This is a genomic window from Rheinheimera sp. F8 (genome assembly GCF_001518915.1).
Window position 1 is genome coordinate 1,888,989 of the sequence record NZ_CP013656.1, and the last position, 22,483, is coordinate 1,911,471.

Annotated in this window: 22 protein-coding genes; 6 read left to right on the plus strand and 16 right to left on the minus strand. The window is 40.9% G+C overall.

Annotated features, from left to right (window positions below; all coding sequences use genetic code 11):
- Positions 1-28 precede the first annotated feature (28 nt).
- The 3 genes from ATY27_RS08485 to ATY27_RS08495 all read right to left on the minus strand — a co-directional run bounded on the left by ATY27_RS08485 (position 29) and on the right by ATY27_RS08495 (position 2,600).
- The gene (locus ATY27_RS08485) at positions 29-1,153 is read right to left on the minus strand and encodes an HNH endonuclease (protein WP_208932908.1); all 1,125 of its coding nucleotides are present in this window, start codon (positions 1,151-1,153) and stop codon (positions 29-31) included.
- 15 nt (positions 1,154-1,168) lie between these two features.
- Positions 1,169-1,765, minus strand: a complete 597-nt coding sequence (locus ATY27_RS08490) for a methyltransferase domain-containing protein (RefSeq protein WP_208932906.1) — start codon at positions 1,763-1,765, stop codon at positions 1,169-1,171.
- A 109-nt stretch (positions 1,766-1,874) separates the two neighbouring features.
- Positions 1,875-2,600, minus strand: coding sequence for a hypothetical protein (locus ATY27_RS08495; protein WP_208932904.1), 726 nt, complete (start codon positions 2,598-2,600; stop codon positions 1,875-1,877).
- A 220-nt stretch (positions 2,601-2,820) separates the two neighbouring features.
- Between ATY27_RS08495 and ATY27_RS08505 the strand changes: the two genes are divergently transcribed.
- From ATY27_RS08505 to ATY27_RS08525, 5 genes are all read left to right on the plus strand, one after another.
- Complete coding sequence (locus tag ATY27_RS08505) at positions 2,821-3,027, plus strand: hypothetical protein (protein ID WP_208933545.1); 207 nt, start codon at positions 2,821-2,823, stop codon at positions 3,025-3,027.
- Between the two features lie 74 nt (positions 3,028-3,101).
- Entirely contained in the window at positions 3,102-4,223 is a 1,122-nt protein-coding gene (locus ATY27_RS08510; protein WP_208932901.1) for a Fic family protein, read from the plus strand.
- A gap of 908 nt (positions 4,224-5,131) precedes the next feature.
- Positions 5,132-6,274, plus strand: coding sequence for a hypothetical protein (locus ATY27_RS08515; RefSeq protein ID WP_208932900.1), 1,143 nt, complete (start codon positions 5,132-5,134; stop codon positions 6,272-6,274).
- A gap of 281 nt (positions 6,275-6,555) precedes the next feature.
- A complete protein-coding gene (locus ATY27_RS08520; protein WP_208932899.1) occupies positions 6,556-6,888 on the plus strand; it encodes a hypothetical protein in 333 nt (110 codons plus the stop codon).
- 129 nt (positions 6,889-7,017) lie between these two features.
- The gene (locus tag ATY27_RS08525) at positions 7,018-7,788 is read left to right on the plus strand and encodes a hypothetical protein (RefSeq protein ID WP_208932898.1); all 771 of its coding nucleotides are present in this window, start codon (positions 7,018-7,020) and stop codon (positions 7,786-7,788) included.
- Positions 7,789-8,086: 298 nt separating this feature from the next.
- On the opposite strand, the gene ATY27_RS08530 is transcribed toward ATY27_RS08525, so the two are convergent.
- The 13 genes from ATY27_RS08530 to ATY27_RS08595 all read right to left on the minus strand — a co-directional run bounded on the left by ATY27_RS08530 (position 8,087) and on the right by ATY27_RS08595 (position 20,942).
- Complete coding sequence (locus ATY27_RS08530; protein ID WP_208932897.1) at positions 8,087-9,010, minus strand: hypothetical protein; 924 nt, start codon at positions 9,008-9,010, stop codon at positions 8,087-8,089.
- Positions 8,979-9,557 (minus strand): hypothetical protein, encoded by a 579-nt coding sequence (locus ATY27_RS08535; RefSeq protein ID WP_208932896.1) that lies wholly within the window; start codon positions 9,555-9,557, stop codon positions 8,979-8,981. The genes ATY27_RS08530 and ATY27_RS08535 overlap by 32 nt, the downstream gene beginning before the upstream one ends.
- Complete coding sequence (locus tag ATY27_RS08540; protein WP_208932895.1) at positions 9,550-10,410, minus strand: hypothetical protein; 861 nt, start codon at positions 10,408-10,410, stop codon at positions 9,550-9,552. Before ATY27_RS08540 ends, ATY27_RS08535 begins: the two co-directional genes overlap by 8 nt.
- 138 nt (positions 10,411-10,548) lie before the next feature.
- A complete protein-coding gene (locus ATY27_RS08545; protein ID WP_208932894.1) occupies positions 10,549-11,052 on the minus strand; it encodes a ParB N-terminal domain-containing protein in 504 nt (167 codons plus the stop codon).
- A 930-nt stretch (positions 11,053-11,982) separates the two neighbouring features.
- Complete coding sequence (locus ATY27_RS08555; RefSeq protein WP_208932893.1) at positions 11,983-13,221, minus strand: flagellin; 1,239 nt, start codon at positions 13,219-13,221, stop codon at positions 11,983-11,985.
- A 177-nt stretch (positions 13,222-13,398) separates the two neighbouring features.
- Positions 13,399-13,650 carry a helix-turn-helix transcriptional regulator gene (locus ATY27_RS08560; RefSeq protein WP_208932892.1) on the minus strand — a complete coding sequence of 84 codons (252 nt, stop codon included), beginning with the start codon at positions 13,648-13,650 and terminating at the stop codon, positions 13,399-13,401.
- Positions 13,651-13,785: 135 nt separating this feature from the next.
- A complete protein-coding gene (gene umuC / locus ATY27_RS08565) occupies positions 13,786-15,063 on the minus strand; it encodes a translesion error-prone DNA polymerase V subunit UmuC (protein ID WP_208932891.1) in 1,278 nt (425 codons plus the stop codon).
- 5 nt (positions 15,064-15,068) lie between these two features.
- Positions 15,069-15,509, minus strand: a complete 441-nt coding sequence (gene umuD, locus ATY27_RS08570) for a translesion error-prone DNA polymerase V autoproteolytic subunit (RefSeq protein WP_208932890.1) — start codon at positions 15,507-15,509, stop codon at positions 15,069-15,071.
- Between the two features lie 1,351 nt (positions 15,510-16,860).
- Positions 16,861-17,175 (minus strand): hypothetical protein, encoded by a 315-nt coding sequence (locus tag ATY27_RS08575; protein ID WP_208932889.1) that lies wholly within the window; start codon positions 17,173-17,175, stop codon positions 16,861-16,863.
- 95 nt (positions 17,176-17,270) lie between these two features.
- Positions 17,271-17,690, minus strand: coding sequence for a hypothetical protein (locus tag ATY27_RS08580; RefSeq protein WP_208932888.1), 420 nt, complete (start codon positions 17,688-17,690; stop codon positions 17,271-17,273).
- A gap of 206 nt (positions 17,691-17,896) precedes the next feature.
- On the minus strand, positions 17,897-18,304 hold the full coding sequence (locus ATY27_RS08585; protein ID WP_208932887.1) for a DUF2787 family protein: 408 nt from the start codon (positions 18,302-18,304) through the stop codon (positions 17,897-17,899).
- A gap of 117 nt (positions 18,305-18,421) precedes the next feature.
- Positions 18,422-18,919 carry a DUF6641 family protein gene (locus ATY27_RS08590; RefSeq protein WP_208932886.1) on the minus strand — a complete coding sequence of 166 codons (498 nt, stop codon included), beginning with the start codon at positions 18,917-18,919 and terminating at the stop codon, positions 18,422-18,424.
- Between the two features lie 16 nt (positions 18,920-18,935).
- Complete coding sequence (locus ATY27_RS08595) at positions 18,936-20,942, minus strand: ATP-binding protein (protein ID WP_208932885.1); 2,007 nt, start codon at positions 20,940-20,942, stop codon at positions 18,936-18,938.
- Positions 20,943-21,171: 229 nt separating this feature from the next.
- Between ATY27_RS08595 and ATY27_RS08600 the strand changes: the two genes are divergently transcribed.
- Positions 21,172-22,395 (plus strand): hypothetical protein, encoded by a 1,224-nt coding sequence (locus ATY27_RS08600; protein ID WP_208932884.1) that lies wholly within the window; start codon positions 21,172-21,174, stop codon positions 22,393-22,395.
- Positions 22,396-22,483 lie beyond the last annotated feature (88 nt).

A 22,483-nucleotide genomic window follows, 5' to 3' on the forward strand; every position in this document is an offset into this window, starting at 1 on the left:
AGTAAGCCGTACTTTATCTGGTGGGCATCTACTGCACGAAAATATGTTGATGGTGATAAGCCAGATAGGGCTGGTGGGCTTCCCGCAGTTTTAACCGCATATTAGAGTGGATGCCCAACACATCAGGTTGCTCCAGCAACGGGGACAACATGATGTCGCCACTCTGAGCGAAGCTGATAAAGCCTTTATCAAAAGCCTTGTCGAGATTGGCCAGCAGTAATAAACCGTTATTCGGATCCAGACGCTCTAAATTGTTGGCGGCGCGCCAGGGTTTGATATGTGAAGCGACCAGCATGGCCGGCATTGGATAACCAGTCACAGCGCAGCCTTGCCACTGTTGGATCAGGTTTTCACGGAAAAGACCCTGTCCTAATCGGGTGTTGACCAACACAGTTTTTTCAGTAGGCGACAAACCTGGGGACGCCATGATCTCGTCCACATCTGCGGCGACGTCCACCTGACCTAAGTCTGCCAAAAACTCGCCATAACTTTTTAACGCACTGCTGTACATCTTTTTGCCACGTTCATCCTGAGCTTTAAACTCCGCCAGTTCACGTAATGGCGTAGTGGTGCGCTGATATTGATGGAATGAGGCAAGGTCTGTCAGATTGCGATCGGCCAGTCCATGCGCTTTGGCCATTTTGCTCAAATTGCCTTGCACCGCATTCAGATAATTGCTGACGGTTTTTTCCGATTTACCCAGACTTTGCGCCCAGCGCTGATAAAGCTCCGGCAAACGTGTCAGATTCATCGTCAGCGCTAAACGCAGGTCGCTGCAAATAATACTGCTTTTGAAAAATTCAAAGAGTTCAGCGTCGAGGCTGGCATAAGCGATTTTACTTTTACTGAAGCGGTCGACCGTGCTGGCATCAATACCGGGTTGATAATGCAGATGCCAAAAGCCGTCGGAGCGTAAATGGAAGAATGGGTTTTCCGGTGTGTCGGCATCAGTCCCTGCCCGTAACCGCTGAAAATGGCTGCTGAAGCAATGCTTTAAGGCGTCATTGAATTCAATTTTGTTCTGATGGATAGCCCCGATACTGATTAAATCCATCACTGCCAGCAACATACAGACTTTATGTGGTTTGCTGTGGCCGTTTTGCCGGAGTGTGTTCAGATCCTGAAACTTCTGCAGGTAAAATTCGAGACTCATCCGTGATTGACCTATTTATCCCTTTTTCAGAACCACAGTCTGCCATGCCACATCGCTGCGGCCAAGGGTATCGCTGACTAAATCACTGACAAGGACTGGTGTCAGTAGCAGCTGATGCTGTTGTACCAGCGCGAGAATTTCAGCACTTGTTACCGGATAACTTAGACGGCCGTCATTAAAACTGCCGTGGCGCAGTGTCAGGACCAGCAAGCCGTCGTGCGCTAATAAACTGCATAACATTGGCAGAGTCTGCTGCCGTTCGTCAGACGACAGATGCATCCAGACGGCAGAAAGTAACACTAAATCAAACTGTTGCTGTAGCGCCTGCACTTTGGGTAAGTCCGGTAACAAATCCGACAACCATTGAATGGGTAGTTGTTGCGAGAGTTTTTCGGCCAGAACACGCAACGCATCTGCAGGTTCAACTGCAGTAACAGCAAAACCCCGGCTAGTCAGAAACCGTGCATCCCGACCAGAACCCGCACCAACATCAAGGGCCTTACCGGGCTTGATGTTATTCAGCAATGCTAACCACTGCTGATGCACTTCTTCTGCGTTGACCGATTCATATTGGTAGACAAATTCTTCTGCTTTGTCGTGGTAAAGGCTCATCACAACATCCTGTTTGAGACGGATTAGTTGAAATCATCACGCTACTTTACTGGGTGTATGGCTTGCTTACTATGCTGTTGTTGGTTGAATCTATATGACCTTGCAAGCCTCAAAGCTCCGCTCCAATTTCATCTAACCATGCCTGATATTCAGCACTGTGATCGCCACTAAAATTTGCCATGCCCGGTTTGGTTAAGGTGCCTTTGCTGTCGCCAATATAGCTTTTAATGATTTTTTGCGGTTTTTCATGCCATGACAGGTTAAAGGCAGCAAGTTTGGAGTAAAAACACATGTGGGAATAATCTGGCAGATGGTCGTGGATCCACCAGGCCAAAGCCTGCCACTGGCCGGTACGCTCGTAATAAGGCACAAATGAATTCACGACGATGCAGGCAGTTGCGCCCATGCAACCATCGGCATCACGATAGTCCCATATATGACCCGCATAATTGGCTTCATTCCGCGAGCAGTTGTACTGGTTGTTATTCTCCGCCCCTTTGGCATTCACTGCTGGCGAGCGATATGCCGAGCGAATACTGATGCGACCAAACTTGGTTTGTAATGGTTCTAACAGACGCTGGCATAATTCACGTCCGGCCGCGATTGCAACATCTGGATAATCCGGCATATTAGGGATGCCTTCGATTTGAGAGATCTCTGAATACAAAAAATCTCGCATAAAAAATGAAGGGGAGAGCTGTATACGGCCAAAGTCTTCCAGGCTTTTAACGGTTTTTGGGGTTTTCATCAATGTGCTCCTAGCTGATGCATGTTTATATCTTGTTCCGTTTTTGGCTGCAACTGAATGTACTGAAGCTATTTCGCCGATAGCCATATGCCGCAAATTTGATGCTGCAAGCAGCTCCCGGACTGGCCGACAGTTGTTTAAGCACGCCACCTTACCCACCGCATGAAAAAAGCCTTATTTGCTTCATATATTTTTTGGGGCTTGTTTATATTTCGCTATCCGGTAATGCCAGCTGTCTTTCACTGCGCCAGACCCGAATGAGTAAAACCTCGTTGGCCTGCCTGAGGTAGATCAGCCGAAATGGCGCATGGATCAATTCGCGAATTTGCTCCATGTTGAACTCGGGGACAATGCGGCCGGCGGCAGGGGGGAGAAGCAACATTTCGCTGCGCTGCAGCATAGCAGTGAAGAAATCTTTGCCAATATGTGGAACGCCCTGTTGCTGTTAGTACAGCTGAATCTGGCGCGCTATCACCCGTTACCTGCATATCTTCAATTGCATCTGCTGAGGTGAATAGATTTGCTATTCACCTCATTAATTGATTAGATTATCGATGTTATTCCCCTCAATCAGCAGGAGTCCTGTCTATGTGGATCTGGCAACAACCGGACTGGCCTGGCGGTCAGCAAGAGGTATCGCCGGCTTTTCGTTATGATCTGGCTGAACTGTCGCCGATGTTACGTGAGCTGCATTTTTTGCAAGGGTTACTGCTGGGTAAAATGGGTGTGCAGGCAAACGAGGAAGCTGCTCTTGATACCATGCTGGCAAATGTCCTCACGTCCAGCGCTATTGAAGGCGAGAAGCTGAATCACAGCGTGGTGCGATCGTCTTTGGCCCGTAAGCTTGGTATCGCAGAGCCGCAGCCATATGCAACAACGCTGCAATCTGATGGCCTTGCCGCTATGGTGACCGATGCAATTGGCAACTGGCAGCAGCCGTTAACTTTAGAGCGCTTATTGCAATGGCATGCCTGGTTGTTCCCGTCTGACAGTTCACTGGTGCAGCGAGTGCAGGGTGGTCAGCTGCGCGGTAATGAACCCATGCAGGTTGTTTCTGGTCGCATAGACAAGCCTAAAGTACATTTCGAAGCGCCCCCCCGGCAGCTGTTAGAGCGTGAACTGCAATGCTTTATCGACTGGTTTAACCGCTCAAGAGAAAGTAACGATTTAGACCCGTTGCTGCGCGCCGGCATCGCGCATTTCTGGTTTATCACTATTCACCCGATGGAAGATGGCAATGGCCGGTTAGCCAGGCTGTTGACCGACCTCGCGCTGGCGCAGGCAGAGCATCAGTCCATCCGCTTTTACGCCATGTCGGTTGCCATCCTGGAACGTCGAAATAGTTACTACGATATCCTTGAGCAAAGCCAACGAGGGGACACTGACATCACCGCCTGGTTAAGCTGGTTCCTCGATACATTGGCTGCCAGCATGCGCCAGGTGCTGGCGGATATCGAACAAACGCTGCAAAAAACCAGATTTTGGCAGCGCGTGGACCAAACCCGACTGAGCAAGGAACAAGTCAAAGTGCTGAACCGGTTATTGGACGGCGATTTCAGTGAAGGTATTAACAACAGTCAATACAGTAAAGTTGCCAAAGTAAGCCCGGCTACCGCTACACGCCATCTGGCCCAGCTGGTTGAGTTGGGGTGTTTGGTGAATACTGGGGCAGGGGGTAGGAGTACGCGGTATCGGCTGGCTCAGTCTTAGCTTCTGCAAAAACAAAACTGGCTACCTATGTGGTAACCAGTTGTCAGCGGCTGAATGGCTGTAGGCAGTTGTAAAGCTTTATAAATCATTAAGATATGATTTATAAAAGTGGCTTAGTCCTAGCCAGAAACATCACTCCACGTTCTGGATCTGTTTATTGAGTGAAAACTGTAAATCATTGATATATATAGTCATCAAGCGAAAACGTCTCTCGACTGGTAACCATACTGGTAACCATGTTTGTGATGCTGAATGAGGCAGTTTGGTTGGCCTTGAGTGGTGCGCATAGGACGATGCTATAGGTCATCAAATATCATAACTCCTTCGGTGGCCCAATGCTAGTTGTCACCGACTGTGATGGACTGAATCAGCGAACCGCAACTGTGTTGAGTCAGTAGTCTTGCAAGCATCCGACCTGTCATCGAACAAACAGCACAGTAGCTGCCACTCCACCACATCTTTCTGAATAGAGCTGGTTTACTGGCATATTATTTAACAGCGTGTGTTAACAGAATTTAAATGGGCTCAAGAAAAGAGTTGGGTAATTCTTATGCATGCCAAAATTACTGAAGATGCCATTCCTTTATCAGACCTTAAAATCACGTCCGAAATGTTGATTCTTCCAGTACAGGACACACCCGCTAATTCTGCTGAATAGTTGTATCGTGCAAAGTATCGAAGATTTTGAGAGGGCAAGGGTAGAGTAGAGTTTTGCTCTTGCTATAACATATGGACTAATGGATATTTGTGATGGGTACACTGTATCGTTAGAAGACGCCAAAAATGCATTAGGTATTAAGGAAATCGAATTGCGAACCGCAAAGTCCTTTCTTGAAGCCTTATGACTGATTTTCAGGTTGATCGCATATGCGCTAATATCGATTGCCGAGTTAACCAAGGACGATAATATGGCTCGTTTTATTTTTATATCTCTGACTCTCTTAATGATTTCTTGCAGCAAACAGGAATCCCCAGAAGAAAAAATAGAGAATTTTTACACTACACCGGATTACAACCTCTTAAGTTCTGCTGATAAGAGCTCAATGACGTCTGAAGAGTGGGAAAAGCTGGATTACAATCGTCTTAAACCTCGATTGTCAGGTGCAAGTCGGTATTTTGAGCTAGAGAGATTTCTTTATAGCAATTCCTCCTCAATTGTTCATCCACACACTGTTGATGGTGATAAAAAATTAATCAAAGTAACTTTTAAACACCCAGCGCTACTACATGAGCTTGGTTTTTTCAATGAGTTCGCTTTGGAGTATTCGAAAGACAAAATTGAACAAGCGCAGGTTAACTTTGAAAAAGGTTTGCTTACCGTGCAAACACTCGAATATACCACAACTGAAGAAACTTTTACTCTAAATAATGATGGTGTATTTCTTGATCTGGCAGGAGTAAAGGAAAGGAAGGAAAAATATCGAAAGATCCAGCTATTAACTGAATCTTTGAGGGAGATAGACCAGCTAATACTAAAAAACCATACACATTTTCATTTTAATAGCTCCGAGTACACAAAAGCGATTGAAGAACTCAGGCTCAGAGGTGAGCAGCAAGTTGCTTCTGACTTTCAAACATATAACAATACGATTAAGAAATTGGCAGAGCTTGATCCCGATTATATTGTCTCTATTGATCTTGGCCGTGCAGCTGATGCCTATAGACGACTGATAGTTATTCAAGCTGATAATTACTTTAAAAATGCTCTGACAATTTCGAAAGCAAAGGTTGCCGATTCGACATCTCGAGAAAAAGCTTTGTTTTTTGAGTGGGAATTAAAATCACCACCTGAAAGTAAATTATATGGAACATCGGCATCTTTTTCAGCGGTATTTTACGATGAAGTTGGAAGACAAATTGGATATCAAGAATTGATTTACAATGATGGTCCTAATGGGAATGGTATTGTAGCTGGGACAATAGGTTCTAAAATAGAAAGTCAAGCTATAGCTAGAAAGACAAGTCGAGTGGAAGTTAAATACCTACAGCCTGTTAGTGTGCCAATGATAAAGTGCTCACTCAATGTGCAGATACAATGCGATGAATTATGAGTATTTAGAATACTTGACTCACCTGCACGCTCCGAGTTAAGGAAAATTTATTAGCATGCTCAATATTTGTCTGTATGGTTCCATATCAGTAAATATGTGGTGGATTTCTGCATCGTGGGTATTTTCCGCAATACTTTCAAAGTGCTGACCAGTTCTGTGTCAGAAGCTAAGCTTTCCGAAAGATATATCAAACTTGAATAACTACCACTAGACACAAAGCAATATATTTAATAAGGTTAGTGAAAGATTGACTGTTTTATTTTTTTTGAAAAGAGAGAACTATGGCGAAAAAAGCAAGATTTTACGAAGTCACTACTAAAAATGGCTATGGCGAGCAAAAGAAAATAGTAAGCGCTCCAAAAAAATCACTGATAGCAAGTGTATTTGAGACTCCTGACGTCCAAGTTTCTAATATTGAATATTTAGGATTTAAAGAAGTAATCGCACGGCCGAATGCGGAAAATAATGATGTGAGCTTTGTTGTACCATCTTTAGATGGACTGACTATTGATAGAAATCAACCAGGGCACAAAACTTTATCCTTGCAATTTGACGATAAAGTAAAGCAAGTTTATAAATACCTTGATGCGTATCAATCAGGAGAGTTGAGTTAAAGTGAATAAGTAATACTCGCCTTTATGTAAGTTTTATTGCCAGTCATATTGAGTAATTTTTTTAAAATTGCCAATAAATGGGCTGTGTGTATTTTAACATGAATAGCAATAGGAAGGTAATGGAAGGTAATGGAAGGGAATCTGGTTGTAAAGATAACTGAAATGATTAAACTTGTTGATATATACAAGCTTGAAATTTTTGATGAAAATTTAAAAATCCGTAACCGAGCAATTGGAATTGATTTAACCAACCACGATGCCTTGTTACGCCATCTAGCTATTCTTGTTGTATATAGTCAACAAGCTCAATCAAACGTTGTAAAAAATGTTATTGAAAGCGGCTCTCTTGATAAAGTATTTTATAACTTCGATACTAAAAAAGTTTCTAAAATTAATCCATGCGATTTAGTTGACGAACACTGGGAAAGCATCAAGGGGATACGCCAGCAAACAAAAATATTTCAAATAGTTATGCTTGCTAGAAAAATACCTCTCATTAGCAATTCTTTGATGAATTCAAATATTTCAAAACATATCACTTGCAGTGATGACTTGAGTAATTTTTGGGCTGGATTTAGTACCCTAAAAAAGGAATTTCAACGTACTAGCATTCCATTTTTCAGAGAAACTACATCTCTGCTACATTTGCTAACTTCATTAGGGTATGACTGTATCAAGCCTGATTCAGCTGTATTAAAATCCGCACGAAAATTAGGCATCTTGTCGTCTGAAAATCCCAGTAACAAAGAATTAATCAATGTTGTAAAAACAATACAGTCTTATTCAATTCATATCAATAGAGCAAAGCCCCCTCCGGTACTTGATCTTTATTTATTAGTTCATGGAAAACAAACCGAGGCATCAAATTTTGTATCGAATGAATACTACCAGCATACATAAAAGACAAGTGTTATCTAACTAGTCTTTTTGTACGCTCTATCAAAGCCGTAAAAGCAGGCTCTAATTTCAGTTACTCGCTCTTAACTGCAAAACGATAGGCCAATTTACAATCCAGACCACAGGCTGCTTACCACCAGTTGAATTTTCAAATAACCACCAGTTTCGGCAATCATCCATTTAATTGATAGTCAGCTTTGAGCGAAAAACGGCAATTAACGCCTCAAACATCGGCTCAGATTGCTGCGTCCTTGTTATATGTTATTCGGATCATGACCCAAAATCCAAAGACACTAATGAATCACATTTCCAAACTCCGATCATTCTTATTAATTCTGTATAGCTCAGATTTCCTTTTATCAAACAATAAAGTTTCTCCACTACTATATCCCTCCGGCAGAGAATCCCTGAGATTAGAAATAAAGAAAAATTTTCTAACCTCTTTTAGCCATTTTGGATAATTATATTGCTTGGTGAATGGGTCAATGCATAAATTCAATTTTAGGATATCTTCGATGAGATTTGGTCTTTTTTTGATAGCTAAAAGAAACAGAGCCATGTGTGTTTCATTCAGATAGTCTTTGTCTCTTAGAAGGCTGACAAATAAATCAGAATTTTGATCGACGCTTATTGCATCAACATCCATCAGAGAAATTAGATTGTTGATCATCCATGTAAAAATTACTCTTTCTTCTTTCAGCATTCTTCGGAAAGAACAACTTATAAAATCATCAGAGATGAAGTGAATCAATTGATCCGACTTTATCTCGCGAGAGCGGAAATATTTATATAGGCCTTCAATGTTAGAGCGCGGTATTATTAGAGGATTATCATTTATGACGGCAAGCCCAACCCCAATAGACACCAAATATTCATCCTCCGACACAAGCAAATTATAAATATCATTAATAGTATAATGCTGATATGTCACCAAATAAGCAGCTATTACATTTTTCTTATCGAGCTTTGCTATATCCAATCTCTCTTGGATATTAGCTTTGCCATCTACTAGATTAATAATTTCTGCGCTCAATGAGTGTCTTAAACCATACGGATTTACGTACCTTGAAGCGTCAATGCAGGCATCCGTTACATCACCGGTAAAACTATAGGTATAGTCTGCGCCTTCTCTAAATAAATTTCCATTTTCAATTTTAGAAAGGTCAGCCTCATCGTTTTGATTGTTCAATGATTTATCGCCCATCTTCCCACTCTCTAATTTCATTGCCGCTCTGAATACAGAGGTCCGCCAGCTTCAGAACTTGTCTTTTAAATGAATTGTTTTCTATCTTAATAATGCAGCTATAGCTCTGAAACAGCATATTGATAGATGTTCCAAGAGACAGGCAGGGTGAATTCGTACTCAGATCTTCAGATATAAAATATCTATCATGTATTGGAATATTGGCTTTATAGATCTTGAATTCAGAAAATATTCCTTTTTTCTCAACCTGCTTAATAGCTTCCTTGAAATTAGACTCGTGTGTTTGTTTTTGCTCGACATTCTTGGGATCAGCAAGCTTGGTTAGGATCCTGATTTTCCTTCCATGCAACGATGCGAATGTATGAATTATGAAATCTATATCAGAGGGAAGAAAATACTGGTCAATTATAGTTATTCTTTTGCAATCAAGTCGATCAAATTCATTTCTAATTCTTGCTTGCATTACGGTTAAATTGTCAGATCCCCCCTCAATCATAGGGATCGTAGTTAATGGATCATAGTCTAATGACGTACTTAACTTCTTCTTCCGCTCTTTCCAGCTATTCACTATCGCCACCTATTGTAAATGATGAAGAGCTATGCGTCGGAACCGTCCCGCTATTTGTCTTTATGCTTCCTGATATGATTTTCATATTTATGTTAATCGATTTAACAAAATAACACTTTTCTTCAAATACAACTTCTTCGCCATGTTGAATGGATATCTCCATATAATCTGGGTCAAATCGGGTGCTGATTATTTTTGGTTCATCAGACAGCTTGAAACTACCTTTATCGTTTTCCCCCTCACTGCTAAGAAGAAAATTTACCTGACAATCTTGATACTCACCGAAAATGTCATTTATATGAAATTCAACTCCTGTTATATGATTCTTCTGATCTCTAACATTCTGCAAAGATGTTTCAATTCTTGTTGGTGTGTATATTGCAAAGGTATTCAGCAAGTGAGGATTCTTAGCTAAAGGAGTAATATATTCTTCCTCTAGTCTGGATATAGACTCTTTCTTTTCGCGAAGAAAATCTTCTATGAACTCACTCTCTATGGTTGAGTAGTAGTAGATTGCTTTTGAACATAATGAAATGAATGGCTTATATTCATTATCGCTAGCGTCATTGATTAAAAAATTTGCATCGCTTTGTTCCCATTGGAAAATCAAGATGTGTTTTTTTGCGTTTGCATTTATTTCTAAGCGCTTACTGCTAATCAGTTGATCAATTGCATCAAAGCTTGGCAAGTCAACAAAGAAGGCGTATATATCGCCTTGAATATTTTTTCTCTTCCATCCATCAATCACATAGTCTAAGCTCGTCAATTTCCAATAAATCGAATGACCATAAAAAATATTGTAATTGTCGTTAACTCTTTGACAGAAGAAAATAGTCCTATAAATACTTTCCATTTAAATTTATAGCCTTCAATACAGTCTTTTTAAACTTCCGATTTTGGTCGAGTGCTGATGCACACTGCATCGTATAACGCCTCAATAACCGCACGCTTTAGCGCGCCAAGCGCCGAATGAGCGAAGTTAATGGACTTGTTATATCTTCCTTGCGGAAGGAATTGCACGTGATACCCAATCACTTTTGTCTGTCTGAACCATAAACGGAATATAATCACACCCCATATGTCTAGCCACCGTTAAGCGGTGCTTACCATCTGCTACTAAGGCCATATCTTTACTTCCGTGCTTGACAAAAAACAATGGTGAAAGTGCTTTTTTATTTTCCCAAGCTTCAATAACACGAGCAATTTTTCCACTATCATGTATATCTTGCCACAATGTACCTTTATCATATATTTTTGGCTGGTAGATCCCACACCATACATCCGAATGCGAAGCTGTATAAATATCTATTCCTGCCTTCAAGATCTCATCACTGATATCATTAAACTGAATTGAGTGGGGAGTCGAATCCCAAATTGGAGTTACATTTGGAGTAGATTTTTTATAAGTAGAGATAAGTTCATCAGTAAGCCTCGATTTCCTCATAGCTCTACCTCTCTCTTCAAGAAATTTATTGATGTCTAGTTCAGTATTCATAAGATAAAACAATCCATTTTCAAAGGCAGGCTGCCCGCAAGCCGAACGTTTTTAAGCCTTATTTTCCGAATTTAGCTCGTACCAAACTAACGCTGATGTACCTCTATTTCAACAGATTTTTCTGGAGTTAGAAAATTTGCGACCGGCAAAACTTATACATACAGTACGCTAGTTGTTCTTGAATTTACTCAAGCTGGATCCTTGAGAATTTATCCAGCAGTTTGTACTAGTAAAAGAAGTAATTATTAGGCATTTATTACAACGCTGCATGTCCGTTTTGGCACAAAGCCGCCATCCGATAATGTGGTACTTTCCGTGAAAATGTTGGTGCGATTGATTTGCAACACGTGATAAGGGCAGGTTGCAATGAGGTGGTAAATCAAATGCAATTACCCATCTTAACTGACTATCAGGTTAGTTCGAAGATATTTTAGTGAATAAGTAAAACCTGATATAGCCACAAAGGTTCATATTTTATCTAACAATCACCAATTCCGACCAAATCGTCGTGCAAGTAGATGATAGTAAATTCCGTCCCAAGACCAATTCTGTGCTTTTGATTGCAATGAAGATAGTGTTTTTGCCATGTTGCTGGTTGATTTACTCGACTACATTCATCAGGTTGGTATTTGCTGCAATTGGTGATACCGCAAAGAATAGTTCATATTGCGTGCTGTCGTTTTCGCACAGTTCAGACATCATCACGCTTGCCTCTACATCTTTGGATCCATCTTTCTATTTTGGCATTAGCTTGTGACGAAATGCAGAAATCTCTTTTAGAGCAGGCATGAACCAACTGGCCGTTAATAGAATTAGCGTATTAAGTGAGGGATCGTTTGGTGGTATTGAACTGAACGGATTAATTTGGACGAATGCAAGTACACCCATTGACGATTCCGTTTGTTTTTTATTTTTTCCCCCTATGCTTTTTTAGCTTAACAGACTCAATGCAGCTTGAGGTCTCTGATTAGCTTGTCCAAGCAAAGAAGTTGCGGCTTGCTGTAAAATCTGCGAACGAGTGAGTTCAGCAGTTTCGCGTGCGTAGTCAGTGTCACGTATCCGGCTTCTGGCTGCAGAAACGTTTTCAGATACGTTGCTTAAGTTACGGATAGTAGATTGAAATCTGTTCTGTTGTGCTCCTAAATAAGCTCTGGCGCTATCAACTTTTTCTAATGCTCTATCAATAATTGATGTATTGAAATCAGTGCTACCGTAGGGTGTATTTCCAGATAAATTCCAAATACCGGTAAGCATAAAAAGTTCTTGTTCCCGCGCTGTAGCTTCGGTAGCTGTGGCAGCTAACCCTTCATAGGCAAACTGGAAAGTGGCGTCTTCTTCCACTCGAACACTACCGAATGAATTTGCATGAAGTACGTTCCGACCGAAGGTATTGTTAAAAGCATTTACGAAATCTTCTCGCGAACCGGTTGCAGTAAAATAGCTTGGAATTTTAGTCCAAGGGCCGTCATTCAGACGTACCACAATACCCGAGACAGTAGTACCAGGAGTACCAGCATAAACCGTCGGTGGTGTTACGAAATCGAAATGCTGATTCTGATTGTAAAAAACGCTATTCGAGTAACCATCAAATTCAGAACCTACATAAATTCGCTCTCCATCACTCTGAGACTTTGTCTGCGTAACATCTACTTCAGATACCCATAAATCACCAGTATTCATCGCACCATATGCTGTTAAGTCAATATCGATTGTTTGGCCAGCATTCGCGCCTACAAGAAAGGTACTTTTATAATTGCCATCCAGCAGTTTTTGGCCACCGAATTCGGTAGTAGTGGCTATGCGATCAATCTCTTTTTGCAGAGCTAAGACTTCCTTTTGCAGTGCTTCTCTGTCAGCAAACGAATTAATACCGTTTTCGGCCTGAACTGCTAAGACACGCATACGCTGTAGCGCATTGGTGATTTCTTCCATTGCGCCTTCTGCGACTTGAGCTAAGGAAATGCCGTCATTTGCGTTTTGAATTGCCTGATTTAAACCGCCAACTTGAGAAGTCAGGCGATTACTGATCTGTAAACCTGCAGCATCATCTGCTGCAGAGTTGATTCGCAATCCAGACGACAGACGTTCGAATGCTTTGGTCAAACTTACTCCGGAGCCGAGTAGTTGCCGCTGCGCATTTAGGGCAGATACATTTGTGTTGACGTACATTCCTGAGCTTTCCTTATTATAAGCATTTGAAGCAAGGCTGATCAGCCTAGGTGTAAATGCCTTATTTGTAAGGATGTATCGTCGCTACCTGTAGTATCTTTAGGTAAATATATTTGCAAATCGAGCTAAAGAAATTTTAAGTTGTGACGGTGTAAAGCTAAGGAACTTATCAGTTTTCTAGTTTGTGATGTCTTCGATGGAGTATTGAGCAGTATCTGGAATCAGATCTTTAAGGTCGCAATCTAGACCTTTAGCAAGTTTGAGAAGTGTGCCAATGCTTGGATTGATCGTTCCACGTTCAAGACGACTAACAAGACTAAGATCGAGACCTGCCTTTGAAGCTACGTTCATTTGCGTAAGTTTTTTCTGCTGACGCAAGCTACTCGCGTTGCGGCCCATTTGGGTTAAAAAGTCTTTCATGTCCATCATAAATCCCACCCATATAAGTGCGGACTATGATTAAAAACTAGGTTTAAAATCTACAGCGTAAAAGCCGTGGCGTTTGAGTCTAGGCTTATAAGCCTTTTTTATGTGATTAATCTTAAAACGTTAAATTGATAACGGCTAAATTTTTGGTAAATCCGACCATTTAGTCGTGTATGAAGGCGAAAGTAAGCTTCTTTTCATAGACCAATTTTGCTGCGTGCCTTTAGCAGCAAAAAAGATGGCATTCCTTTTGTGTTGCTGATTGATCTGGTCAATCACTGCCATCAGTGCTGGATTGCATTCGGAACCTGATTCATCTGCAAACAGTTGCTGCTGTAAGATATTTTCGTCATAAAAATCGGTCAGCATGACACCTGACTTAGCGTACCGATAACCATCTTTCCAGATCTTCGACAATAATTCGGCGGTTAAATGCAAAAAGTCTCGCGTATCGCTACTTGGGTAAACGAGCTGGCCTGAAGCGGAGTTTGCGTAATAAGGATCGGTTTGGTGGTCGCTAAACGGACTTGTACGGATGAAAACAGTCAGTTGCTTGGCCTTACATTGCTGTGCTCTGAGTTTTTCACAAACTCTATGAGTGTATTCTGAAACCGCCTCAATCATTTGTTTTTGGTCAAGAATTCGTTCGCTGAACGAGCGAGAGCTCACTATTTCTTTTTTCTTACTCTCTACTTCGATAAGGCTTAAACAGGATTCGCCATTTAACTCTTGCACTGTGCGTTCAACAACAACGGAAAATTGCTTTCTAATTTGTTTTGCTGGAGTGTCTGCGAGTTGCAATGCAGTGTGGATACCCATTTCGTTAAGACGTTTAGTGATTCTACCGCCAATGCCCCAAACTTCGCTGACAGGTAATAAAGCCATCAATTTTCGCTGTCTATCCCTGTCTGTTAGATCAACAACTCCACCGGTTTTACTCCATTTTTTGGCCGCGTGATTGGCTAATTTCGCCAAAGTTTTGCTTGGTGCAATACCTACGCAAACATGAATACCAGTCCAATTCAAAATTGTTGTTTTGACTTGTTTAGCAAATTCGTTGAGCTCTGTGCATGAGGAAATACCAGTGAGATCTAAAAAAGCTTCATCAATAGAGTACACCTCAACAGATGGCGCAAGTTGCTCCAGTGTCGTCATCACTCGTGCAGAAATGTCGGCATAAAGTGCATAGTTTGATGAAAATGCTACGACGCCATGCTTTTCTACCAGTTCTCTGACCTGAAAGTAAGGAACGCCCATTTTTATACCGAGTGCTTTTGCCTCCTTTGAACGAGCAACCACGCAGCCATCATTGTTTGATAGGACTACCACTGGTGTATTGGCCAAGTCAGGTCTGAACAACTTCTCGCAAGAAGCATAAAAGTTATTACAGTCTACTAGTGCAAAAACCTTACTCATAACTATTAATTCTTCGACGAGCGCGTCATCTGCCTTAGTACATTGGTTACCACACCAAAAATCTGCAGCTCTGCTTCGTCAGCAAGTTCTATTGGGGAGAAAGCGCTATTTCGTGGCACCAACATCAGCTTTGGCTTTAGTTGTAATTCTTTAACTGTAAATTCGTTATTCACCTGAGCAACAACGATATCACCATGCGCAGGACGCACAGAGCGATCCACTATTAGGATATCATTCGACAGGATTCCAGCCTCGATCATTGAGTCACCTTCAACGCGTACGAAAAAAGTTGCAGCAGGCCGTTTGACGCATAGCTCATTCAGATCGAGTGTTTGCTCTACGTAATCTTGTGCTGGTGACGGAAAACCTGCTGCTACTTTAGACATATACAAAGGCAACTTCACTATCGTCCTGCGCTCAATTTTTCCGAGAATACTAATATTCATAATCACTTAATAACTGTATATGTATACAGTTATTTTCGCATGCTATTATGAAATGTCAAATCAGTTCATTACTGGCAAAATGTACAAATCTTCAAGTAACGTGAGGTAGGTTTGTTGTGGAGTACAACTCAAATGCAAGCTGTGAGATCTCACGCAAGACTGGGCTAATGGCCTCTATTGTTAAGTGTTGCATTGCTGTGAGAGTTACCTTTCGATAAGTAATTTTAATCGATAATTCGTTCGCTGCTACTTGTTCGTAGTTACTAAAGGTTGAGCTGACACTCACTTTTTAGCATGAAGAGTTGGGGGCAGCTTACCTAGCACTTTCTAAGTGCTTGACTCGTTGCACACAGAAAGCAAAACATTCAGCAGAATGTTTGAGGCAAAAATTCGTGTAAGGTGAGTTTTGGTCAGTCGTATCATCTCTGTATGACCGCCCACAGACGGAGATACTTTTTGCTTGTGCCACTAATTCTATTCTCGATATTCAAGAGCTAACAACCAATAAGTTTACAAAAAATAAACGTTATCTGTTGCAAACTCATCTTCATCTGAAGATTAATTGGTCAGCTTTGCGAAGTTCGATCCCAACAGAAAACACTTCGTTTGCTATCTACCTTTTGAGAGCGTAGGTTGAAAAATCGCTGATAAAACCCTTCTGCTTTTACTCAACGTGATTCCTGAGATACATCGACTTAATAGTGAGATCTGACCATTCAGAATGTGGCAGATTGCTGCGAAACTTTAGGCAGGTCACATTAGTATTAGCAAATTACCATATGAATGAAATTTGCATATATGCAGCATTGTGCTCAAATTGATTTAGAGTCCAGTAGAGTTCAATTTCTGAGTCCAGCAATCGATTTTGCAAGGAATGAACATATGAATCAATTTCGGTAATTCTTATTTGAGTCGTAACAGTGAGTGAAAACTGATTAACTGTAATCCTCACTACTTAATTTTCCGCAGTTGAAAATTGGCGAAAGCCGATAGAACGTGCAACTCTCTTGCGACTTGTTACCCCAATTTTTGACGAGTTAATGAGCCAGATTTCTGACACCGATTGGTAAATTAGACCCTTAACAGATCCGAGCAGAATGCTTAGAAAAAAGAATTAATTTCCATAAAAATGTACGTCCAAAAATTAAACTAAAAGAAAATCTTTTAAAATTTGTCCTTTTGACAAGTTTAAACTTTATCTAAAGTTTGAAATCAGCGTTTTTCTGCAGAAAAATGGCATTTCTAACATTTACAGATATGAATAAACTTTTTTGTGGTTATTTTTTGAGCATTATTGTGTGATGTGATCTATTGACGAAAGATCACATCATTTAACTTTCATCATGACTTTTCAGTTCGTATTGTCGTTAGGTTGAGGAAGGATTCCTGACTTGCGATACATAAAAACTAAAATCTCAGACAGCATCCAACGGTTTTTCTTGAACCCCGCAAATGGTTTAGGAACTTCTTTATCCTTCGACATCCGGTCCCAAGTTGATCTTGAAATACCGGTGAGCTTACAACGTATACCCTCATCAATCGCTTTGTCTGTATGGCCAGCAAGTCTGAGTGCTTCAATTCTCTCTGCAGGTGAGGCTATTTGATACTTCTTTTCTGCATTTTTATTCTGATAAAACGGTTTGAATTCTGCGTTCACTTGTTTCATAAAATACACCTTACTACTGAATTTTGGACAAAAGGAAACCGCCAGATATTTGGTTCATATCTGGAAAAAGTTGGTTTTGGCTTAGTTAATGTTGGTTATTCGTTGTGAGCAAAGAGGCTGAATTCAGTCTGTCTGAGTGCATTGAATTCGTACTCAGCGCAGAACCAATCCATCAACTTTTTCAGGTTAGTCAGGTATCGGTTGAGCACACTGGTTGCCTTGAGTCGATGAATCTTAATTGAGTTTGTAATAAAATTGTATGTGGCAATTTTAATGTGATTGCCTTGGTCGTACTTAAAGATGCGCAACTCAAGAAGTGTAATTTGCCCTTTGGATGTCATTGTGTAGTCAAACTCGAATTGTCCTATTGGCTCGGATTGCTCATTCACTTGGAATGAACCGCAGTAGATGTTTTCGGTTTTTTTAGTCGCTTGCCATCTCGCAATCGTTGAAAAAAACGAGCAGAACTTTTTGTTCCGACTTATGGTTGGGTTGGTAATCTTAAAGACATCCATAAAATTTCCTCATGGTAAATTTAGGCAATAGCATTCGCCAAGCGCAGCCCAAATGGATTTGGTTTGCACTTCATTTCACTAGTTGATTTACAGTTTTTCTCTCAGTAGCTCAGCTACTGTCTGCTTGTTTGGATTTACAGGTTTGCTTTCAGTAGCTCAGCTACCGTCTGCTCAGTTGGATTTACAGTTTTGGTATTCGTAAGCGGTTACAACTTTGAGGCAGTGATTTCAAACACCTCCATTTTTAGGTAAGCCATAAAGTTGGTTTGCCACAGCTTAAACATCTCAAGACCTGCACTTAACTCAGAGCATTGATATAAGTCCTGATACACATTCTGGCCGACATCAAAATCGAGGCACTTTGCCAATTCAGTAAAGTCACCTTGGCCAACAAAACAGAAATCGGTGATGTATGAAATTTGCCAATGATTGCTGGTTAATAGTCGAAGACTAATCTCTACTGGATGGTAACCTCCGGTTTCAGGTGAATATGTGCTGTCGCGAAAATTCAATACAACGGATTTATCCGCTAAACTTTTTGGGATGAAATTCGCGAGCTGTTCTGCCAGTTCTGGATTAAGTGGCAGTTTGGAGGATGAAATTGTTTTCATCATTTCCTTCCTTATATTTACAGTTTTGCATTTTGTAAGAACGAGCGAATGTGCAGCGCTTGGTCAGGCTTATTAGTTCGCTCTTACTTGGGATAAAGATGAGTTTGCTGCAGCAGCGATTTAGGATTTCCGAGCAGTCTTTGGCTTAGTCGATGAGTGAACGGTGTCACTATCCAATTTATCGATTTGTTCGGTGCTATCAGTGCTATCAGTGCTCCGAAGAAACTGATCGAGTTCGCTTTTCTCGACTGCTTGGATAAGCAACGCAATAAGTGCAGGCAAATTACTCAATGCACCAACATCAATCGTTGGTTTGCCACTTTCAACTTCAAATGTTTTTCCGGCAAAACGCACCTCAAAATAAAAGTGGCCAGCATTGTCAAAAAACCACTGACGAACTTTTCGTGGTATCTGCTTGATGTGTTTGTCACCGGTAGTAGGATCGGTGATTGTCTTCTCTCGAATAAAGCTAAACGGCTGATTCGCTAGCTTGGCATTTACCATTGCTAACTGTTCTTCTAGCCGTTCAATTAGCTTCATCCGTTTGGCCAAAACTGGCGATTTGACGATTTCAGGACGAGCGATAGCCTTGAGCGAACTCAATAAAGTTGTGGTCATGATGTTTTCCTTTGGCTTAGATAAAGCCGATTTGTGGTTTGATGGCCTTGCGTTTGTTTTCTTCGTTCAACAGTTGCAGCGCTGATGAACGATGGTTTTGTGCTGGCAGAAACTTGATCCGCCGAGCGAGAATTGCAAAATCTCCAACTGTTAGATTTCGCAGCTGTTCAAGGTACGATTGCTCAGTGGCCGTGAGCGTTTTAACCGCGAGAAGCTGCTTATATAACTGCTGTACCTGATGCGTTTTCAGGTAATCGCAATCCAATTTGAAATCGAATCGTCGCAGCACTGCTTTATCCAGTAACGAATCAAAGTTGGTTGCAGCAAATAGCGGTTGCGTAAAACATTCCATTTGCGTCAGTAACTCGTTTACCAACTGAATTTCATACTGGTTGTGCAATCGTTCACGACTACTTAGCAGTGAATCGACTTCATCCAGCAGCAATATCTGTTTGTCACGATGCGCGGTCTGGAATAGGCGAGCCACATTCTTTTCGCTTTCACCAACGTACTTATCCAGTACATCGGAGCATTTCACTCGATTGATATCACGCTGACACTGTTGTGCTAAATAGTGTGCAAATGCCGTTTTGCCAGTACCAGCAGGACCACTGAGTAACACGCGAATAGGTTCATTTCGTTCAATCGCATAACGGATCTGTTCCAGTTCTGCTGCAGCCTGTTTGATGTTTAATAGGGTGATATCAAAATCAAGCGCTTGCTGATAACTCGGTTCGTCATTCCACAGATCTGCAGCACGTAAGCTCGACTCAACAACATCCATAATGATTTGTTCAGCCTCTTTGCCTTTACTACCAATGGTTTTGGCAACATGAGCAGCGTTGGCTATCAGAGCATGTGATAAGTTCGCCGTCGGCACTAATTGTTGAACAAACTTATTGGATACCTTTAAGCCTGCAAAGGCCTCAGTTGCTAGCGATTGCACCATTTGTCGTGTTGGTTGCGGAAATTCCAGTACCAACTTAAACCTGCGCAAAAAGCTCTCTTCAATACACTCCACATGGTTAGTGATCCAAATACTCGGCACATTGTTCTTCTCCAGTAACCGATGTAGTTGCTCTTTCGAATACTGTAAATCAGCAGATATAAACAGTGATTCACATTCATCGATCAAAAGCATGGACTGGTTATTGGCATTCAGCATCTGATTGATAAATTGCAGATAAGACACTCGCTGCTTATCAATCTTTGGTGCGCGCTCATCATCGGTAAACTGACCATCTTTGATACTGACGGCTCTCACTTCGAACAAGTAACGCGATAGATGGTCAGACAATGCGCGAGCAAATTCTGATTTGCCTACACCAGGCGGCCCATAAAAAAGTACATTTATTCCGGTTAATTCAGCGAGTACTGCATTTTCCAAATAGTTGCACACCAGATTGCTGTTGATGTGTGGAAATTCGTTGATATTGAAGGCTGCAGCATCGCTTTCAATAAGCACAGCAGATAGCAGCTCTTCTTTACTGGATATCTTGGTTTTACGTAGCTGCATTCGTAAATGCTCTGGTATTTCAAGATCTGACGGATGCATCAAGTTCATGTCTTTAAGTAGACCAAAGCCAAATAGGGTCTTTACGACTTCACGAGCTTGGTCAACATCAATGGCTAGTTGTTCACACAGTGAAATCTCCAGCTGATCGTGCAGGTCATTAGCTTCAACCGCAGACAACATATGTCTCAGTGGCGCATGAGCATTAAGTACCAAGATAAATGTCACTAACTCCAATGCATTGGCTGGCAGCGAAAGGCATTCGATTAGAAAGTTTGCGTTGTGCTCAATCAACTGTGTTGATTTAACCGACTTATCTGCAATCGCCAACTTAGCTACACATTCCTCAAAGCTCAGCTTCGAATAACGCAGTGCGCTGATACCAGACAGCCTTGCCAAGCTTGCTCGATGGATGCATTCATCAAGCTCTGTGAAGTCTCCACTCTGCAAAACGCCAATAGCATACCTGCAGGCTAAGAACTCAAAGCCTGTTCTTTGTTTTTTGACCATATCGTTTTCCTATAAAAGAGGAATATATGTTCTGTGTAATGCCTTTATATGAAAGGCAAAGGTGTTTATGTAAAAAAGGAAACTGTAAATTAATATCAAGTGGATTGTGGTTATATTATATAATTTTATATTAATCCTGTAATTAGGTGTTTTTGACACAGCTCGAATAGTTCAATCTAATAGCACTGTTAAAAATTAGGCTTTTTGTGAGTTGTTTAATGCGGAGGTAGTGGAATTGAATGATTTAAGTGCATCTAAATGTAAGTTAGAATCTTTTTCTAATCGTGAGGTCGTGAAAAATAAATTAATTCATGTTTTATCTGGTAGGTTTGTTTTTGTTAAAGATTTTTATTGTGAAATGCAAGGTTATTATGATGAGTTGTCAAATGCTATTTCAAGGTCTTATAACGAGAATGGGGGGATGTCTGAATCTGCAATGGAGGTTATGGCTGAATTCATTGCAAACAACTATAGCGGTGTTTCACACCAAATTAATTGTATTTTAAATGACAGAAGAATGTATAAGGTAGGACTAGATAAGGTTGAGTTTACTGTTGATTTGCCGAAAGAAAAATTTTGTGGCCTTGTTCGTTATTTGCAGTCTGATCCCGATGTTTGTGTCAAATCTTATAGTTTGCCCGCCCACAAGGCAAATAGAATAAAGTTTCTTCATTGCATAGAAGTAACCTGTGATGTCGCAAAGGTTGTACTTCATTATCAGCCGTTTGGCAGAAGTAAAGAACAGGAGAATCGATTTGCAAAAATCAGCTTAAATTTTAGTGGTAAAAGAAAATCTGGATTATCTCGGATAGTTGTATTGCTGAAACACTGGTTTGGCGATTCATACTATTCCGCATTGAAAAATGCTGTGCCAACTCATGTTGAAATGAGAGTAGACTTTAATGGCATTCATCCATGTATGCTGACATTTAGAGGAAATTCGAGAGGTAGATCAAAGTCTGATTATCAACCTAGGCATAAGCGATTAATGGAGTCAGCAATTGTTTCTTCACAAAGCTCAAAAGGGAAAAAAGCATACTTCAAGACATCTCAGTACGCTGCTGAAAATAATAAAAATATGGGTCTGATAATTGTTTCAAGATTTGAGTTTGTGGCAAAGCAATATAACTCTAACAATAAAGGCTTTAACGGTAAACGCAGATATTACAGCATGAATCAGTTGGATTGCAGTTTCTTCTATAAGAATGACCATGGCTTTAAGTTCTATGATATGAACTTTTTAAGTGATCCTGATCTAGGTCATGATGATTTTCAATGGCTAGTGCTGAGTATAGTCAATAGAGGATTCCACATGACATATGTAATGGCGCAACAGAGAATCAGAGTAGTTCTTGATCGGTATATTGTGGACACTTCGAAATTCATGGATGATATTACTCGCAGATTTGCCAAAAGTCTGAGAAATTGTAAAAACTTACTCTGTGATAGATAAACCTTCTGATAGCAATCGGTTTATTTTTACCCAACTTCAAGCACCTCAAGTTCCTATTGTGCTAGACAAATAAACAATAGTATTGATA

What these genes read in the sequence shown, in the direction of transcription:
- ATY27_RS08530 (WP_208932897.1), bottom strand. Translation starts at nt 9,010, where the DNA reads ATGAAATTAGAGAGTGGGAAGATGGGCGATAAATCATTGAACAATCAA.
- ATY27_RS08580 (WP_208932888.1), bottom strand. Translation starts at nt 17,690, where the DNA reads ATGGATGTCTTTAAGATTACCAACCCAACCATAAGTCGGAACAAAAAG.
- ATY27_RS08575 (WP_208932889.1), bottom strand. Translation starts at nt 17,175, where the DNA reads ATGAAACAAGTGAACGCAGAATTCAAACCGTTTTATCAGAATAAAAAT.
- ATY27_RS08515 (WP_208932900.1), top strand. Translation starts at nt 5,132, where the DNA reads ATGGCTCGTTTTATTTTTATATCTCTGACTCTCTTAATGATTTCTTGC.
- ATY27_RS08590 (WP_208932886.1), bottom strand. Translation starts at nt 18,919, where the DNA reads ATGACCACAACTTTATTGAGTTCGCTCAAGGCTATCGCTCGTCCTGAA.
- ATY27_RS08510 (WP_208932901.1), top strand. Translation starts at nt 3,102, where the DNA reads ATGTGGATCTGGCAACAACCGGACTGGCCTGGCGGTCAGCAAGAGGTA.
- ATY27_RS08520 (WP_208932899.1), top strand. Translation starts at nt 6,556, where the DNA reads ATGGCGAAAAAAGCAAGATTTTACGAAGTCACTACTAAAAATGGCTAT.
- ATY27_RS08540 (WP_208932895.1), bottom strand. Translation starts at nt 10,410, where the DNA reads ATGGAAAGTATTTATAGGACTATTTTCTTCTGTCAAAGAGTTAACGAC.
- ATY27_RS08505 (WP_208933545.1), top strand. Translation starts at nt 2,821, where the DNA reads ATGGATCAATTCGCGAATTTGCTCCATGTTGAACTCGGGGACAATGCG.
- ATY27_RS08545 (WP_208932894.1), bottom strand. Translation starts at nt 11,052, where the DNA reads ATGAATACTGAACTAGACATCAATAAATTTCTTGAAGAGAGAGGTAGA.
- ATY27_RS08525 (WP_208932898.1), top strand. Translation starts at nt 7,018, where the DNA reads ATGGAAGGGAATCTGGTTGTAAAGATAACTGAAATGATTAAACTTGTT.
- umuD (WP_208932890.1), bottom strand. Translation starts at nt 15,509, where the DNA reads ATGAATATTAGTATTCTCGGAAAAATTGAGCGCAGGACGATAGTGAAG.
- ATY27_RS08495 (WP_208932904.1), bottom strand. Translation starts at nt 2,600, where the DNA reads ATGGCTATCGGCGAAATAGCTTCAGTACATTCAGTTGCAGCCAAAAAC.
- ATY27_RS08585 (WP_208932887.1), bottom strand. Translation starts at nt 18,304, where the DNA reads ATGATGAAAACAATTTCATCCTCCAAACTGCCACTTAATCCAGAACTG.
- ATY27_RS08555 (WP_208932893.1), bottom strand. Translation starts at nt 13,221, where the DNA reads ATGTACGTCAACACAAATGTATCTGCCCTAAATGCGCAGCGGCAACTA.
- ATY27_RS08490 (WP_208932906.1), bottom strand. Translation starts at nt 1,765, where the DNA reads ATGAGCCTTTACCACGACAAAGCAGAAGAATTTGTCTACCAATATGAA.
- umuC (WP_208932891.1), bottom strand. Translation starts at nt 15,063, where the DNA reads ATGAGTAAGGTTTTTGCACTAGTAGACTGTAATAACTTTTATGCTTCT.
- ATY27_RS08595 (WP_208932885.1), bottom strand. Translation starts at nt 20,942, where the DNA reads ATGGTCAAAAAACAAAGAACAGGCTTTGAGTTCTTAGCCTGCAGGTAT.
- ATY27_RS08560 (WP_208932892.1), bottom strand. Translation starts at nt 13,650, where the DNA reads ATGATGGACATGAAAGACTTTTTAACCCAAATGGGCCGCAACGCGAGT.
- ATY27_RS08485 (WP_208932908.1), bottom strand. Translation starts at nt 1,153, where the DNA reads ATGAGTCTCGAATTTTACCTGCAGAAGTTTCAGGATCTGAACACACTC.